This is a genomic window from Grimontia indica, from assembly GCF_000333895.2.
Lineage (GTDB): Bacteria > Pseudomonadota > Gammaproteobacteria > Enterobacterales > Vibrionaceae > Enterovibrio > Enterovibrio indicus.
The window spans coordinates 65795-82909 of sequence record NZ_ANFM02000036.1 but is presented as its reverse complement, the minus strand read 5'-3'; the positions used below and the strand labels follow the sequence as shown (position 1 = coordinate 82909).

13 protein-coding genes and 1 tRNA gene are annotated in these 17115 nt (G+C 50.1%); 8 read left to right on the top strand and 6 right to left on the bottom strand.

Translation table 11 applies throughout. The features are described from left to right. Positions 1-98: 98 nt before the first annotated feature. Positions 99-183 (bottom strand) — tRNA-Tyr (locus D515_RS19545). 294 nt (positions 184-477) lie between these two features. Between D515_RS19545 and D515_RS19540 the strand changes: the two genes are divergently transcribed. The 3 genes from D515_RS19540 (at position 478) to D515_RS19530 (ending at position 5112) form a co-directional block, all read left to right on the top strand. Continuing rightward, complete coding sequence (locus tag D515_RS19540; RefSeq protein WP_002540966.1) at positions 478-1545, top strand: efflux RND transporter periplasmic adaptor subunit; 1068 nt, start codon at positions 478-480, stop codon at positions 1543-1545. Next, positions 1546-4674: a multidrug efflux RND transporter permease subunit gene (locus D515_RS19535; protein ID WP_002540965.1), complete on the top strand. Its 3129-nt coding sequence runs from the start codon at positions 1546-1548 to the stop codon at positions 4672-4674. Between the two features lie 120 nt (positions 4675-4794). Continuing rightward, a complete protein-coding gene (locus D515_RS19530) occupies positions 4795-5112 on the top strand; it encodes a DUF1244 domain-containing protein (RefSeq protein ID WP_002540963.1) in 318 nt (105 codons plus the stop codon). Positions 5113-5152: 40 nt separating this feature from the next. Here the strand turns inward: D515_RS19530 and D515_RS19525 are convergent, their stop codons facing one another. Further along, positions 5153-5659, bottom strand: a complete 507-nt coding sequence (locus tag D515_RS19525) for a peptide-methionine (S)-S-oxide reductase (RefSeq protein WP_002540962.1) — start codon at positions 5657-5659, stop codon at positions 5153-5155. A gap of 187 nt (positions 5660-5846) precedes the next feature. Between D515_RS19525 and D515_RS19520 the strand changes: the two genes are divergently transcribed. Continuing rightward, positions 5847-6395, top strand: a complete 549-nt coding sequence (locus D515_RS19520; protein ID WP_002540961.1) for a DUF2975 domain-containing protein — start codon at positions 5847-5849, stop codon at positions 6393-6395. 8 nt (positions 6396-6403) lie between these two features. Further along, positions 6404-6628 (top strand): helix-turn-helix domain-containing protein, encoded by a 225-nt coding sequence (locus D515_RS19515; RefSeq protein ID WP_039850349.1) that lies wholly within the window; start codon positions 6404-6406, stop codon positions 6626-6628. Positions 6629-6702: 74 nt separating this feature from the next. Here the strand turns inward: D515_RS19515 and queC are convergent, their stop codons facing one another. The 4 genes from queC to D515_RS19495 all read right to left on the bottom strand — a co-directional run bounded on the left by queC (position 6703) and on the right by D515_RS19495 (position 12831). Next, positions 6703-7389 carry a 7-cyano-7-deazaguanine synthase QueC gene (gene queC, locus D515_RS19510; protein WP_002540958.1) on the bottom strand — a complete coding sequence of 229 codons (687 nt, stop codon included), beginning with the start codon at positions 7387-7389 and terminating at the stop codon, positions 6703-6705. Between the two features lie 95 nt (positions 7390-7484). Further along, the gene (locus tag D515_RS19505; protein ID WP_039850365.1) at positions 7485-7928 is read right to left on the bottom strand and encodes a GNAT family N-acetyltransferase; all 444 of its coding nucleotides are present in this window, start codon (positions 7926-7928) and stop codon (positions 7485-7487) included. A 187-nt stretch (positions 7929-8115) separates the two neighbouring features. Further along, the gene (locus D515_RS19500; protein ID WP_002540955.1) at positions 8116-11598 is read right to left on the bottom strand and encodes a calcium-binding protein; all 3483 of its coding nucleotides are present in this window, start codon (positions 11596-11598) and stop codon (positions 8116-8118) included. Positions 11599-11760: 162 nt separating this feature from the next. Then, a complete protein-coding gene (locus D515_RS19495) occupies positions 11761-12831 on the bottom strand; it encodes a PLP-dependent cysteine synthase family protein (protein ID WP_002540954.1) in 1071 nt (356 codons plus the stop codon). Between the two features lie 194 nt (positions 12832-13025). Here D515_RS19495 and D515_RS19490 point away from each other — a divergent pair, with 194 nt between their 5' ends. From D515_RS19490 to D515_RS19480, 3 genes are all read left to right on the top strand, one after another. Beyond that, entirely contained in the window at positions 13026-13490 is a 465-nt protein-coding gene (locus D515_RS19490; RefSeq protein ID WP_039850363.1) for an Lrp/AsnC family transcriptional regulator, read from the top strand. 87 nt (positions 13491-13577) lie between these two features. Next, positions 13578-15323, top strand: a complete 1746-nt coding sequence (locus tag D515_RS19485) for a SmdA family multidrug ABC transporter permease/ATP-binding protein (protein ID WP_002540951.1) — start codon at positions 13578-13580, stop codon at positions 15321-15323. After that, positions 15320-17107, top strand: coding sequence for an ABC transporter transmembrane domain-containing protein (locus D515_RS19480; protein ID WP_002540950.1), 1788 nt, complete (start codon positions 15320-15322; stop codon positions 17105-17107). The genes D515_RS19485 and D515_RS19480 overlap by 4 nt, the downstream gene beginning before the upstream one ends. Positions 17108-17115: the final 8 nt, after the last annotated feature.

Here is a 17115-nt window from a genome sequence, read left to right as displayed (position 1 = left end):
TCTGATCCCTTTGGCCACTCGGGAATCCCACCACGAGTTATTCTAGTTGTATGCTGCACCGCGGAAATCAGATGAACATCGCGATGAAGCGCAGTAAGTGGTGGTGGGAGAAGGATTCGAACCTTCGAAGGCGGAGCCGTCAGATTTACAGTCTGATCCCTTTGGCCACTCGGGAATCCCACCACGCTGTGCGGGGCGCATATTATCAAACGAAGCATGTCTGTAAAGCACTTTTCTCGAAAATGCTGTGCGTTTGCTGGTTTTTTCGGCGTTGAAACAATTGATTGACAGGAAACCGGGAATTTTACCGAGTTTTAGGAATCCAACAGGGGTTTTATGGGGTACTCAGATGGAATCTAGAGCGCCTCTTTCCGCCGACTGCTGGCAGGTAAATCTTTTGTTGGATTTACATTTCTTTACCGCACGCAGGATAGGCATAGAGTAGACTATCGCGAGATGTCATTTACGGTTAATAAAATGAAAAATAAAGTCCTTTTCGCCGCCGTTGTTGTACTTGGCGCTGCTGGCTTTTTTGCCTTGCAGGGTGAAAGTGAAGCCGCGGACAAACCTTCAGCGCGTCCTGCGAGACCCGCTATTGCTGTTGCTACTGCCCAAGTTGAATCGCGCCCGGTTGCGCGAAGCCTTTCTTTGATTGGTAACCTCAAGTCCGAAAACTCTGTCGTGATTGCCCCCGAAGTGGCAGGCAAGATTGAAGCGGTTTATGTGAAAGCCGGTCAACAAGTGAAAGAGGGCGATCCTCTGTTGACGTTGGATTCTGCCAAATCTGAAGCCGCTGTTGCAGAAGCGCAGGCATTCCATAAAGACGAACTGCGTAAACTCAATGAGTTCTCCAAACTTCATAAGCGTGGTGCGCTGACCAAAACAGAACTTGATGCCCAACAAGCCAGCGTCGATGTTGCTAAAGCCCGTTTGGATGCAGCGAAATCCGATCTGGATGACCGTTTCATCAAAGCGCCGTTCAATGGCACCGTCGGCCTGGTGGATATCACCCGCGGTCAGCTAGTGTCAGTGGGCGAATCACTGCTGCACCTCGACGACCTTTCCCAGATGCAATTGGACGTGAATGTGCCAGAGCAATACCTGTCTGAGCTCAGCAAAGACATTGATGTGGTGGCCAATTCCAAAGCATGGCGAGGCAAAACCTTTGAAGGTAAGCTCTCGGCCGTAGACTCCCGCGTGAACAATGACTCCTTGAATCTGCGTGCGCGTATCGACATCAACAATGACGATCGTCTGCTGCGTCCGGGCATGATGATGGAAGCGACCATGGGCTTTGCGCCAACGGTCAGCGCGGTTATTCCGGTGCAGGCTATTGAGTACTCAGGGACCAAGCGCTTTGTGTATCTGGTGGATGACAAAGGCATCGCGAACCGCACCGAAGTGAAACTTGGCGCGCGTATCGACAACCTGGTGACCGTTGAAAGTGGTCTCGAGATTGGCGATCGCATCGTCGTGCAGGGTCTGGTGAGCATGCGTGATGGCACCAAAGTGAACGATCTGACCGCGAAGGGTGAGGGCAAGTAAATGTGGCTCTCAGATGTCTCTGTTAAGCGACCCGTTGTCGCGATTGTTCTGAGCTTGCTGCTCCTCGTTTTCGGTATCGTATCTTTCAGCAAGCTCGCGGTGCGTGAATACCCGGATATCGACAGCCCGGTTGTGTCTGTGATGACCCGCTATGCAGGCGCGTCCGCCAGCATCATGGAAAGCCAGATCACCCAGGTGTTGGAAGATGAGCTTTCCGGTATCAGCGGTATTGAGGAAATTACCTCTGTCAGCCGCAATGGTATGTCGCGTATTACCGTCGAGTTCAACATCGACTGGAACCTGACCGAAGGGGTCAGTGATGTACGTGATGCAGTCGCCCGTGCACAGCGACGACTGCCGGATGAAGCCGACGAGCCAATTGTGTCCAAGTCCAATGGCTCCGGTGAAGCCTCCATTTATATCAACCTTGCCTCGCCGGAAATGGACCGTACTCAGCTCACCGAATACGCGCAGCGTGTGCTGGAAGACAAATTCAGCCTGCTGACGGGCGTGAGTTCGGTGGAACTTTACGGCGCGCTGTACAAAGTGATGTATGTGCGACTCGATCCGGTACTGATGGCGGGACGTGGCGTAACGACTTCTGACATTACTTCCGCGCTTCGCCGCGAAAACCTCGAAAGCCCGGGTGGTGAAATCCGCAACGACATCACTAAGATGACGGTGCGTACCGAACGCATGTACCAGACACCGGAAGATTTCGATTATTTGGTGGTTCGCACGGCGAGCGACGGCAGCCCGATTTACCTCAAAGATGTGGCCGATGTATACATCGGCTCCCAAAACGAAAACGCGACCTACAAAAACAACGGCGTGAATAACCTCAGTTTGGGTATTGTGCCGCAGTCTGATGCCAATCCGTTGAACGTGGCAATCGCGGTTCGCGAACTGGTGGATGAATTTCAGCCCTTCCTGCCAGAAGGCGCGAAACTGTGGGTCGATTATGACTCCACCGTATTTATCGAACGTTCGATTGATGAGGTCTACAGCACCCTGTTTGTTACTGGCGCGCTGGTGATTCTGGTGCTGTATATCTTCATCGGACAGGTGCGGGCAACACTCATCCCCGCGGTAACGGTGCCAGTGTCGCTGATTTCTGCCTTTATTGCTGCGTACTTCTTTGGCTTCTCCATCAACCTGTTGACCCTGATGGCGCTGATTCTGGCGATCGGTCTGGTGGTGGATGACGCCATCGTGGTGGTCGAGAACATGTTCCACCACATTGAGAAAGGCGAAACCCCGCTGGTGGCAGCGTTTAAAGGTACGCGTGAGGTGGGCTTTGCGGTGGTGGCGACCACAGCCGTTCTGGTGATGGTATTCCTGCCTATTTCCTTTATGGAAGGCATGGTCGGCAAACTGTTTACTGAGTTCTCCGTGCTGCTGGCGATGTCGGTGATTTTCTCCTCAATCGTCGCACTCACGTTAACCCCAGTGCTCGGCAGCAAAATTCTCAAGGCCAACGTGAAACGTGGCGCGTTCAACCGCATAGTCGATAATTTCTTTGAGAAGTTCGAGAACGGCTATCGCGCTGCGGTTACTGTGGCGGTGAAAGCACGTTTTGCAGCGCCACTCATCATTCTCGCCTGTATCGGCGGCAGTGCTTACCTGATGAAAAACCTGCCTGCGCAATTAGTGCCACAAGAAGACCGTGGCGTGTTGATGGCCTTTGTAAAAGGCGCAGAAGGCACGGCGTACAACCGTATGGTTGGCAACATGGAAGAAGTGGAACGTCGCTTGATGCCTTTGGTTGATCAAGGTGTTCTTACCTCTATCAGCATGCAAGCGCCAGCGTTCGGAGGCATGGCCGGCGACCAGACAGGCTTCGTGATTATGCAGCTCGAAGACTGGAACAACCGCGATCAAACTGCAGCGCAGGTGTTGGGCGAAGTGCGTAAAGCACTGGGCGGTATTCCAGATATCTTCGTGCGTGCCTTTATGCCGGGTTTCCGTGGTGGTTCAAGTGAGCCTGTTCAGTTCATTCTGGGTGGCCCAGACTATCAAGAGCTGAACAAATGGGCTCAAGTACTCCTGGATGAAGCCAAAGCCAGTCCTATCCTTCAAGGTGCGGATCTGGATTACGCGGAAACCACCCCAGAGTTGGTGGTGAGCATTGACCGCAAGCGAGCGGCTGAGCTGGGTATCAGTGCAGATGAAGTGTCCAACACCATGGAAATCATGCTGGGTGGCAAGAGTGAAACCACTTTTGTAGACCGTGGTGAAGAGTTTGACGTTTACCTGCGCGGTGATGAAGCACGTTTCAACAGCAAAGACGACATCAGCCAAATCTACATGCGTACCCGCAATGGCGATCTGGTGAGCTTGGATACGCTGGCAGAAGTGGAAGAGGTCGCGTCAGCGCAAACTTTACGCCATTTCAACAAGCAAAAGTCGATCACTCTGAAAGCCAACTTGGGCGACGGTTACACCTTGGGTAATGCGCTAGACTTTCTGGATGCTAAAGCGATTGAGCTGCTGCCAGCAGATATCACAATCAGCTATGCGGGTGAATCGGCAGAGTTCAAAGATAACCAAAGCAGCATTCTGATCGTATTTGGTTTGGCTTTGCTGGTGGCTTACTTGGTTCTGGCTGCCCAGTTTGAAAGCTTCGTGAACCCGCTGGTGGTAATGCTGACAGTGCCGATGGGGATTTTCGGAGGTTTTGTTGGCCTGTGGCTAACCAGTCAGGGGCTCAACATCTACTCGCAAATCGGCATGATCATGTTGATTGGTATGGTGACCAAGAACGGTATTCTTATCGTCGAATTTGCCAACCAGCTCCGTGACCGTGGCGAACCGTTTGAGAAGGCGATCATTGATGCAGCGGTGCGTCGTCTGCGCCCTATCATGATGACTGCCTTTACCACCATTATTGGTGCTATTCCGCTGATTATCTCAACGGGCGCTGGCTACGAAAGCCGTGTGGCGGTTGGTACGGTGATTTTCGCCGGCATGACCTTCGCGACGACGGTAACCCTGTTCGTCATCCCAGCGATGTACCGACTGTTGTCTGTGAAGACGCACTCTCCGGGTTATGTAGAGGCGCAGCTCAATGCTGAGCTTGAGAAGTTCAAGCCGCATCGCCCAGGTCATGGTGACTTTGAGCCGCATTGATGAAAACACAGGAAGAGCAGATCCTAGAATCCTAGGTCTGCTCTTTTGTTTTCCAGCGTCCGTTGGTATGTTTTACAACCATAGCCATCGAATAAATAACGAAGATAAAGGAAGCCAGTCATGTCGGATAAACTGACCCAAGAACAACAAGATCAGCTGGATGCAGCAACGTTTCGTCGTTTCCTGTCTCATCTGGATAATCACAAAGAAGTGCAGAACATCGATTTGATGATTCTGGCGGACTTCTGCCGTAACTGCTTGGGTAAATGGTACAAAGCCGAAGCCGATAATGCAGGCATTGAAGTGAGTGACGATGAAGCTCGAGAGCGCGTTTACGGCATGCCTTACAGTGAGTGGAAAGCGAACCACCAACTGCCGGCGACAGATGAGCAAATGGCGGCATTCAACGCACGTCAGAAAGCCAAAGAAGGCAAATAAGCCTCACATTGAGATAAAAAGCGCCGCAAGGGCGCTTTTTTTAAGCGGTCTCGCCGGAAAGGTAGGCGAACGCGTTTTGGCTTAGTAGCTGTGGATACAACTCTTTCAACACTTCCATTTTTGGCGCAATCACGCGGCGGCAGAAGGGCTTCGCGGGATTCCGCCAGAAGTAGTTTTGCTGGCGGGCTGGTGTCGGATAAAACGCCATCATAGGCGAAACCTTAGTTACCACAGGTTTCGTGTAATCTGACGCAGCGCTTTCCAGTGCCTTAGCGCATTTCTCCATGTGCGTCGTATTGATGGGATAGACTGCACTCGGGTAGCTTTCCCTGAATGAATGATTTGACGTGCAAGCGTGCGAATCCAAATGCACTCGAATCACATCCTCCAACGAGATCTCTTCCTCATTGATACGGAATAACACCGCCTCAACATGCTTTCGATCTTCCGTGACTAAAAATCCCTGTTCGACATTCGACACGCCTTTTAACGCGTTGAAGATGGCTTCCATGCACCAGTAACAAGTACCACTGACAGCAAGATACATATCGCCTCCAATAGAACAAGATAGGTATAGAGTAGAACCGGAGATGAGGCGTTATTCTTTCATATGGTCTAATTCCCATCGTCACGTCATGGGATTTTTCAATAATAAATTATCGTTTAACGATAATTTATTATTGATCTGTTTTGTTCTGATGGTATCTTAAGCCCATACCCGAGGAGAGAGTGCTATGCAGAAAATACAAACTTACAGTCGAAACATCAGAAGAGCGATCCAACTACTGATGTGCCTTTTGCCCTTAGGCGCTATCTACTACTGGATGACGGCTCAAACGGACATGGATTTTATTTCGCGGTTTGGGATTGTTGGTGATACGCGTGATATCAGTGCCTATACATCAGCACCGTTGACCTTAGAAACCCGTATTTTTGCTGTTCTTGCGAGTGCCTTGCCTATCGGTGTGTTGCTCTACGGTATGGCTCTGCTGGTAAAACTGTTTCGCCGCTATGAATCTGCTGAGATCTTCTCGGTAGATACCGCAAATTGCTACCGCCTGCTGGGGTTCACCTTTTTCTATTGGGTTCTGGCAAATCTGGTTTTTGGTGGGTTGATATCCGTTATCCTCAGCTTCAATAATCCGCCAGGCGAGCGTGTGCTTTCTCTCTCTTTGGGAAGTGTAGATATTGTTACTGTGCTCTGTGGCTTTATGATACTGACAGTTGGCTGGGTTATGCGTGAGGCACAAATCATCGCCGAAGAACACCAGCACACGATTTAGGGAAAGTTATGGGAATTACAATCGACCTGGACGTTATGATGGCCAGGCGCAAAATGAGGCTCAAAGAACTATCAAAATTGGTGGGTGTGACGGAGCAGAATCTTTCAATACTGAAAAACGGAAAAGCAAAGGCAGTACGGTTTAGTACGCTGGAGAAGATCTGTGAGGTTTTGGAATGTCAGCCAGGGGATATATTGATCTACGCTGCTGACAAAGCTGCGGAATCTGAATAGACGCGGAATTTGAACAGAAAAGAGGGCTCAAGTGAGCCCTCTTTGCTTTAGATAGATATCCCGATTAAGGGCAATCAGACACTTTTGCTGTCCAGCGACGCCATCACGTTCTTTTTGTCTTCCAGGTAGCTGTCCAGACCTTTCTGGCGAAGGTCACAAGCAGGGCAATCGCCACAACCTTTGCCAATCACGCCGTTGTAGCAGGTCAGGGTGTGGTCGCGTACAAACTCCAGCTTGCCGTATTTGTCTGCCAGCGCCCAGGTTTCTGCTTTGTTCAGCCACATCAGCGGCGTGCGGATTTCAAGCTCGCGATCCATCCCCAGAACCAATGACTTATTCATTGCCTGTACAAAGTCATTGCGGCAATCAGGGTAGCCAGAAAAGTCTGTTTCACACACACCGGTGATCACCGTTTGTGCGCCCAACTGGTAAGCGTAAATGCCTGCCAGTGTCAGGAACAGAATGTTACGACCCGGGACAAAAGAGTTTGGCAGGCCATTTTCCTGAAGCTCATGGGAAACCGGAATGTTGTCACGGGTCAACGAACTGATCGCCAGTTCATTCAGCAGGCCAACGTCCATCACTTTGTGTGAAGTCGCACCCAGCGTGTTCGCAACATCACGCGCGACGTCGATTTCCTGCTTGTGGCGTTGGTTGTAGTCGAAGGTAATACAATGCACTTCGTCAAACTCAGACAACGCTTGGATCAGGCAGGTGGTTGAATCCTGTCCGCCACTAAAGACGACAACAGCTTTTTTCATGGCTACATCCTTTACCGGAAAGATGGTTTATAGGAGCAGGAGTTTAGCCTAACTGTTTGTCGAGCTCTATGGCCGCGTGATAATTCCCTATGTGTTCAGACGCTGAGGAAGTAGTGGAAGTAGGTCTCATCCTTAACGTAACCCAACGACTCATAAAGCCTTTGTGCGCCAGTGTTATCCGGTGCAGTTTCAAGCGCCAACCCATTCGCCCCTGTTTCAATCGCTAATGCTTTAGCAGCGCCTAACAGGGCTTGTCCTATGCCTTTACCGCGTTGGGAGTCCAGCACAAACAGGTCATTCAGAATCCAGCTTTTAGTCGCGGAGACCGATGAGAAAGTGGGGTATAGCTGAGTGAATCCGACAGCATGTCCGGCTTCATCTCTGGCAACAAAAATGGTTGAATCCCGGTTTTCAAGGCGGGAATGAATGAAGCTGCACGCGAGGTCGATATCGCTTTCTTTGCCATAGAACATACGGTAGAGGTTAAAAAGATAGGCGACGGCATTAACGTCTTCGAGTGTTGCTTTGGAGATGGTCATAACAAAAGTGTTTGTGGTGGAATCAGCGTGCCAGAATGGCATGTGGAATCGATGAGGGTCAGTGCATTTACATCTTTGTTGAATGGCTTTCGAGAGAGATCCCGCCCAGTTGAAAAATGAAAGCGCACCGAGGTGCGCTCAAATCTGAAGATATGGCCCAAAAACCACATTCAAATAGCTTTCACCGTCACACAAACATCTCGCCATTCACATAGCCATTTTCAGCATCTGTCCAGATGGTGATGGTTGAACCGTTGAATGTCTGCTCGAAGACATACGCTGATAGTTCAGCTACTTGAGAGTCAGAGAGGCCAGCAATCCGGGCCATTTCCGGCGAGATCGTTGTATCTGTGGAGCCTTCTTCTGCATAAGACCAGCCAGCGCCGACAAGATTGAAGGTGTCGTCATCTTCGCCAAGATAGGCAATAAACGCATCCCAATCTTCCGTGGTTTCAGTATCTGAATGGGCTTGAATGGCGTAAGCATTGATCGTGATATTCTGCTCACCCCAGTCAGCGGTCAGTGCTTCAACACCAGTAATTACGTTGCCTTTGGCGGTAGAGCCTTCTTGTTTGTAGGCTTCGCCTGTGAAGTCTATCTCGCCGGATTCATACACTTCGAGGACATCGAAGCCGTTGTTTGCACGATACACAAAGTCGTTTACCCAGCCGTTTGTGGTGAATTTAGCGTTTCCAACGAAATCACTGGAATCAAAAATCATGGTATCAGTCAGATTACTCCCTGCGTATGTATCGATACCGACTCCACCATCCAGATAGTTGTAGTTTCCATATCCTGCATCCAGATGGTCATTGCCGAATCCTCCATACAGCCAGTCACTGTCGAGAAAACCGAAAAGTATGTCGTCACCATCACCACCGTCGAGGGTATCGTCTCCAGTGCCTCCAAGAAGACGATCGTTCCCGTTTCCACCAAACAGTTCGTCATCGCCGGAGCCTGCAATTAACTGGTCATCCCCGTCTCCACCTTTCAGGTTGTCGTTGCCCGCGAATCCATAGAGCTTGTCATTGCCAGCCTGACCATCAAGGTCATTGGCATCATTGGTCGCAAAGACCACATTATTGCCCGAACCGGCCTTCAGGTGTTCAAATCCGTTGGTCTCCATGGAGAAGCTCTGGTCGTCGTTGCCAATGTACAACAAGGTATCTTCGCCTTTGCCGCCCAGATATTGGGTATCGTCAGCGTCAGCGACAATTAAGTCGTTGCCATCACCGCCATCAATGCTATCAGCACCTTTTCCGCCAATCAGCAGATCATTCCCCCCATTTCCAGCAAGCACATCATCTCCGTCTGACCCATCAATCACATCACGTCCCTCACTGCCTGATATATCGTCTGCCAGTAAGGAAGGGGCATAGTCATTGAAGGAGCGCACCACGTCTTCGGCGTCGAGGAGTTGTCCACCAAGCAAAATTTCTTCAATGCCAGTGACTCGTCCACCAAAGTAATCCTTGATGGTGACACTGCCACCGAAGCTAGAGCCTGCCAGACCTTTGATGATCAGGTCGTTACTGGTTGTTGAGTCTAGGCTGGAACGTTGGTCTTGTTGCTCTGAAGACCCGCCACGTGAGATGGAAACATCGGCGGCAGATAGGTTAGACATATCCAGACGATCGACGTCGTTTTCGCTACCGACGTCAGTTATTTCGTCATCACCTGTGTCTTTGCCCATTCCCGAGTAGGTATCAGAGCCGCCTTTACCTTCCATTTTGATCCCGCTACTGGCAGAAGGTGCGGAGGAGAGGGATTCATCAGCATCGGTACCCTCCAGGCGTTCTGTAAGCTCTGTACCGACTAAAGCGTTATCATGAAGCCTTACGCCACTGTCTCCATTTTTAAAGTCTTTTATGGCGAAAATGGCCCCAAAGACCTCCTGTTCAACAAAAACCAGATCATTACCAAGTTTTACCGCTGCCAGCGGCAGACCGCCGAATATATAGCTATTGACTGCCTGATAAAAATAAATGCCAGTGTCTAATTCTACTTTGGTAAGGCTGATACCGCTTAACTCAATGCTGCCACTAAGCCCTGATAACCAGCCATCACCGCCATCAAAAGAAAACTTCACTTGGCCGGATTGGTCAGAATCATTGATGTAATCGATAGAGTTCAGGACATTGGAGTTTTTGTAGTATTGCTCTGAAAGTGGGTTATAGCGGATAGCTGTAGTATTGGCGCTGTCGAAATTATGCTCGACTGAAATGTAATAGGTATCATACCCATCGCCGCCTTGAAGGTAATCGTTTACTCCATCATTGGCGTCTTTTCTGCTACCTTCACGACCGCCAATTAACGTGTCTCTTCCGTCGCCTCCGTCAAGGACATCGACACCTTCATTTCCGACGAGATTATCCTGACCTTCAAGGCCTATTAGTTGATTATCAAGTTCGTTTCCGATGATGAAGTCTTTTTTGTCTGTCCCAATGGCGTGCTCAAACTCGTGAATTATGAAAACATCTTCAGAGGAATTTCTGAGCGAGACCGTTTCTTGTTCTAGGTTAATAAAAGTTTGGGCAAAGGATTTGCCAGTGATATCAAAAAACGCGATGGTATCTTCTCCGAGGCCACCCCAAATTTCATGCTCAGTAAGCGTAGAACTTGCGCCTTTGTAAGGTCTGACTTGCACCAAATCGTCACCGCCTCCCATGAAAGCAATCACAGGTTCACCTCGATAACCTGCAGAAGTGTTGAGTAAATCATTGGCGGAACTAAAACTCATTTTTATCGAAAAGCTACCATTGCTTGTCGCAGGCATACCGTCAAAGGCGATGATATCGGCACCAGTTAGTTCATCCTGTTCTGAACCTCGGTTAACTATAATTTTACCGTTTTTCTGCATGTCGACTAAAAACTGCTTTCCGTTTCCATGCGTGTATACCACGCTATTCAATTCGTCTCCCTGAGTTGACATGTTGATTAGATTATTGCCGCCCTGAATGTTAATGGTATCGTTGCCCCATCCAGTGGTAATGGTGTTGTCGCCAGAGATGATGTAAAAGGTATCGTCATGGTAATCAGTGTCTACAGTGTTGGTACCATCTGCGATATTGATGATGTTTTCACCTATGCCTGCGTCAACCTGGTTCACACCATCCAGAATAGTAATATGATCATTGCCAGTACCTGTGTTAATCACGTCGTCATGGTATGAACTGATGATGATGTCATCACTGGTGCTCCCTGAAACAATAACCCCTTTGGTTGACGAGGAAAAATCAGCCTCTAGTGGTTCAAATCGTTGGATGCCAAGATCTTCCACTATTCGAAGCACCTCCACCAATGCTGCTTCTTTGACATAGTCAATAGCCAATGAAGCCCCAATGGCAACACCTGCTGCGCCAGCGAGAGCTATCGCGCTAGAGCCAAACGCAAATATGACAAGGGTACCTGCTGCGAGAGCAAGGCCATCAGTAGGGATAAGGCTGGAAAGTTCACCTGCGATCTCTTCTTTGACCCGATCAACCTCTTCTTGGTTAGTAATGTTCCCTTCTTCATCAATATGTTCGAAAAGCTCTTCAACACCATCTTTGATTTTGTCCATTTTGTCGGCTAAGTCTGGATGGCCAGCTTTCTCTAGTCTGTCCTTTGCGTCATAGAAAAGGTCAATAAATTCCTGAGCAGTGCGAATGATAGTTTTTGTTGTAGACATGCTTTTAGTCCCTTTGAATAGATACACAAGTTATCTAATCCAAGGAGCGGAGAGATTTTTGTCACTAAAATAAGAAGCGGGATTTACTGCCAAATATTTGGTTGTAAATAATAAAAAAGCGCACCTAAGTGCGCCTTGATAAGCTGAAGAAAGCGATTTCTGTCACCCGAACTTCTTCAGGTATTCCAGCGTTGGCGCAATATCACCAATGTTTGCGTTCACCCACTCTTCATTGAAATAGGTATCCAGATAACGTTCGCCACTGTCGCAAAGCAAGGTGACGATAGACCCTTTTTCACCGCGTGATTGCATCTCTTCCGCCAGCATCAATGCGCCATAAAGGTTGGTGCCTGTTGATGCACCCGCTTTGCGGCCAAGAATGTTCTCCAGCCAATGCACTGTGCCAACGCTGTCTACATCTTTGATGGTTTCCATACGGTCAATCACGCCTGGGATGAAGCTTGGTTCAACGCGTGGTCGGCCGATACCTTCGATTTTTCCGCCACGATCTAGTGTGAGTGATTGATCGCCTGTCTTATAGAAATCATGGAAAACCGAGTTTTCCGGGTCGACCGCCATCAGTTGAGTGTGGTGACAACGGTAGCGGATGAAACGGCCGATGGTGGCGGAAGTACCGCCGGTGCCCGGGCTCATCACAATCCAGTTTGGCACAGGGTAACGCTCGTACTTCATCTGACTGAAAATGCTGTTGGCGATGTTGTTGTTACTGCGCCAGTCGGTGGCACGCTCAGCGTAGGTGAATTGGTCCATATAATGGCCATTCAGTTCCTGCGCAAGGCGGCGTGATTCTGCGTAAATTTCGTCAGAGCGATCCACAAAGTGGGCTTCGCCGCCATAGAACTGTATTTGTTCGATTTTCTTTTTCGCCGTGGTACGCGGCACAACAGCGATAAAACGAAGGCCAAGTAAGCGAGCGAAGTAAGCCTCAGAAATTGCCGTACTGCCGGAAGATGACTCGATGATAGTGGTGTCTTCTTTGATCCAGCCGTTACACAAAGCGTAAAGGAAAAGGGAACGTGCAAGACGGTGTTTCAAGCTACCCGTTGGATGGGTGCTTTCATCTTTCAGGTAGATATCGATCTCTGGGAAGTACGGCAGATCCAGTTTGATAAGGTGGGTATCCGCTGAGCGTTGGAAGTCCGCTTCGATTTTACGAATTGCGTCGCAAACCCAGTGTGAGGAATTAGCAGGAACGTTTACTTCAGTCATCATTGGCTTACTTCATAATAATCAAGGTTATACCAACAATATAATCCTAGATGCGAAGTAAAGTTTTGCCATTTTTCGTCTAAATGTCGCTCGTTATGGAAATTCATTCTATTATTGGCGTCGAAAAAGAAAATATTTCTCTCCGTTGTCTTGGGAGGGGATTTTTTGCCTCTTATCGCGGAAATGGTAAAGCAGTCATGACAATTTCACTGGATAATGTAGATCGCCAATTGTTAGATTGGTTACAACGCGACGCGTCATTGTCGCTGTCAGATCTGGCCGAACGGGTAAACCTCACTACCACGCCTTGTTGGAAACGTCTCAAACGTCTCGAAGAAAGTGGCATCTTGCAAAAGCGTGTCGCCCTTTTAGACCCCGAAGCGTTAGGGCTCTCGTTCACGGCTTTTGTCCAAATTAAAACCTCAAACCACTCTGAAACCTGGTACCGCAAGTTTGTGGATGTCGTTACCCCCTTTGCTGAAGTGATGGAATGCTATCGCATGGCGGGAGAATACGACTACATGTTAAAGGTGCAGGTGGCAGACATGGCGGCGTTTGACCGCTTCTATAAAAAGCTGGTGAACAGTATTGATGGCCTGACCAATGTCACGTCGACATTCGCGATGGAGCCTTTGAAATACACCACCGCGTTACCGCTCTAAAAAGACTCAGCATACAAAAGCTTGAGCAATAAAAGTCAGGCAAGTCAGAGACCTGAAAAGTAAGTTGGCTCGCGCAGGGGAGGATGAATGCGCATATTTTTGGAACTCGGATGGTTTTTCCGAATGGCGTGGAAACGCTATGTCGGCGCCATTGTGCTCTTATTTTTCGTCGCCGGTTTTGAACTGATCCCGCCGAAAGCCATTGGTTGGCTGGTGGACGGTGTCATGGCGGGCGATATCAGCAAAAAACAAATGTTTATCGCGCTTGGGGCGATCATTGCGCTCTGGGTCGTGGTGTATTTCATGCGCGTTGTCTGGCGCGTGTGGCTGTTTGGCGCTGCGGCGCAACTCGGCACTGTACTTCGTGACAAGCTCTACCAGCACTTTACCCGCCATGCCCCTCGCTTCTTTGAGCGCTACCGCACGGGCGATTTGATGGCGCGATCTACTAACGATGTCAAAGCAGTCGTGATGACGGCGGGCGAAGGCGTGTTGACGCTGGCCGACTCGTTGATCATGGGAATTGCGGTGTTGATTGTCATGACCACCACCATCAGCTGGGAACTGACCCTGTTGGCGCTGGCACCCATGCCAGTGATGGCGATTATGGTGAACCGCTTCGGTAAACAGCTCCATCATAGGTTCAGCGCTTCACAGGCGGCATTTTCATCGCTGTCGGAAGAAACACAATCGTCGCTCAATGGCATTCGGATGATCCGCGCGTTTGGGTTGGAGTCCCAGCAGGTTGACCGCTTTAATGCGGTGGCAGATGACACGGGCGAAAAGAACATGGCCGTAGCAAAAGTCGATGCCATGTTTGACCCAGTCATTTTCCTGACCATTGGCACCTCGTTTTTCTGCTCGATTGCGGGTGGTGGTTACATGGTGGCAAATGGGACCTTAACCTTGGGCGAGCTGACCGCATTTACTCTGTATCAAGGCTTGATGATCTGGCCGATGTTGGCCGTTGCCTGGTTGTTTAACATCATCGAACGTGGCTCAGCAGCGTGGAAGCGTATTAAAGAGTTGCTGGAAGAAAAGCCGGACTTGGTAGATGGCGACAAAGCCCTACCCGCAGAACGTGAAGCCCTGTCTATTGCGATTGATCAGTTCACTTGGCGCGGTCATGACATTCCAGCGCTTCGCGATGTGAATGTTGAATTAGCACCCGGAAGAATGCTGGGTGTGGCGGGGCCAGTGGGCAGTGGTAAAACCACCATTTTGTCTTTGATGCTGCGCTTGGAAGACCCTGTTCAGGGTCGCGTCAGCTATGGCGGCACAGACCTTCGCGATTTCAAGCTGGGCGAGTGGCGTGGCAAGCTAGCGGTGGTGACGCAAGCGCCGTTTTTGTTCTCCCGCAGCATTGCCGACAACATTGCTCTCGGTAAGCCGGATGCAACACGTGAAGAAATCCGTGAAGCGGCGAAGCTGGCTTGTATTGATGAAGACATCATGCAGTTCCCGGAAGGCTACGAAACGCTGGTGGGAGAAAAGGGTATTACGCTTTCCGGTGGTCAAAAACAGCGGATCTCCATTGCCCGTGCTTTGCTGCTGGATGCGGAAATTCTGGTACTGGACGATGCCCTGTCAGCGGTGGATGGCCGCACTGAGCACCACATCCTGAAAAACCTTCATGACCGCGCACAGCACCAGACCACCGTGGTGATTGCACACCGTTTGTCGGCGTTGGAATCGGCCGATGAAATCATCGTGTTGCAAAAAGGGCATATTGAAGAGCGTGGCACGCACAAAGCCTTAGTGAATGCCAACGGCTGGTATGCCGAAATGCAGCGTTATCAGCAACTCGAACAAGCACTGGAGGAGGCGCTATGAGTAAACGTGAAACCTTAAAACGCCTTCTGAGTTACCTGCTTAATGACAAAGCAGGCTTCGCGGTGGCGGCTATCTTCCTGCTGTTTGCCGTGGTAGCCGATGTCAGCGGCCCGTGGTTGATTCGAATTTTCCTCGATGACTATGTCGCTCAGGATTACTATCCACCAAATGTTCTATGGGGGCTGGCCTTGGCCTACATTGCGGTCACGGTACTCTCAGGTCTGTTGCACTACGCCTATGGGATCCGGTTCAGCCGTATCGCGATTGAAATCGTCCAAACCATTCGCAAACGTGTGTATGCCAGCATCATCAACCAGCCTTTGTCGGCGTTTGATTATGTGCCAGCAGGTAAATTGGTCTCGCGCGTCACCAACGACACCGAATCGCTGAAAGAGCTTTACGTGCAAGTGGTCGCGAGTTTCCTGCAAGCGACAGCGCTGATCATCGCCATGCTGACGGCCATGTACTTGTTGAGTCCGACACTCACGGTTGTGGTGGCGATTCTTATCCCTTCAGTGGTTTTGGTGATGTACTACTACCAACGCCGCTCGTCACCCGCTTACCGCGACTCACGCGACTTGCTGACTGACATTAACAGCGTGATGAGTGAGTCGATTCAGGGGATGAGCCTGATCCAGTTGATGGGGCAGGAGCAGCGTTTTTCAGAGCGCTTTGCTGATTTAACTGAGCAACACTTCAACACCGAAGTTCGCATCGTGAAAATCAACGGCATTTACCTGCGCCCGCTGATTGATTTGATGTCTGGTGTGGCACTTATCTCGCTGGCTGCACTGTTTGGCTGGCACGGCAATGAGTTGATTGGTGTGGGCGTGCTTTACGCCTTTATCAGCTATTTGGGGCGTGTCACTGAGCCGCTGATAGAACTGATGCAGCGTTTGTCCTTGTTGCAGCAGGCTATTATGGCGGGTGAGCGTCTGTTCGAGCTGATGGATGCCAAACAGCATGTTTATGGTGACGATGACCGCGCCATTGAATTCGGTACCATTGATATTGAAGGGCTTACCTTCAGTTACGATGGTAAAACTCAGGTGCTGACCGATGTGAATGTCTCGGTCAAAGAGGGCGGATTCTTAGCCTTGGTCGGGCATACCGGTAGTGGTAAGAGTACGCTCGCTTCCTTGTTGATGGGCTTCTATCCCGTGCAAAAGGGCAGGTTGAAGCTGGGTGGCAGAGAGCTCTCGACCCTGACCCAAAATGCGCTCCGCTCTGGCATTGCCATGGTGCAACAAGACCCGCATGTTCTCTCTGATACCTTCCGCGCCAACGTCAGCCTTGGCCGTGATATTTCAGATGAAGCGATTTGGCAGGCGTTGGAACAGGTCGATATGGCGGACTATGTGAAGCACTTGCCGTCTGGGCTGGATACTGCGATTGGCACGGGTGATATTACGCTTTCTGCGGGTCAGAAGCAGCTTCTGGCGCTGGCTCGCGTGCTGGTGGATAAGCCGCGTATCCTGATTTTGGATGAAGCGACCGCCAACATTGACTCCGGCACGGAAGAACGTGTGCAGCAAGCACTGGCAGCGCTGCGAAATACCATGACCATTGTGGTGATTGCGCACCGTCTTTCGACCATTGCAGATGCGGACAACATTCTGGTGTTGCATCGTGGTCACGTGGAAGAGCAGGGTAACCATCAGCAGCTTTTGGCGAACAAAGGCCGCTACTGGCAGATGTACGAGCTGCAGCAAACCCGAGCACATCTGGAAGAGCTGGAGCAAATTGCTTGCGGTGAGACAGAAACACACGAAGGGATCGCCTAAGCTAAAGG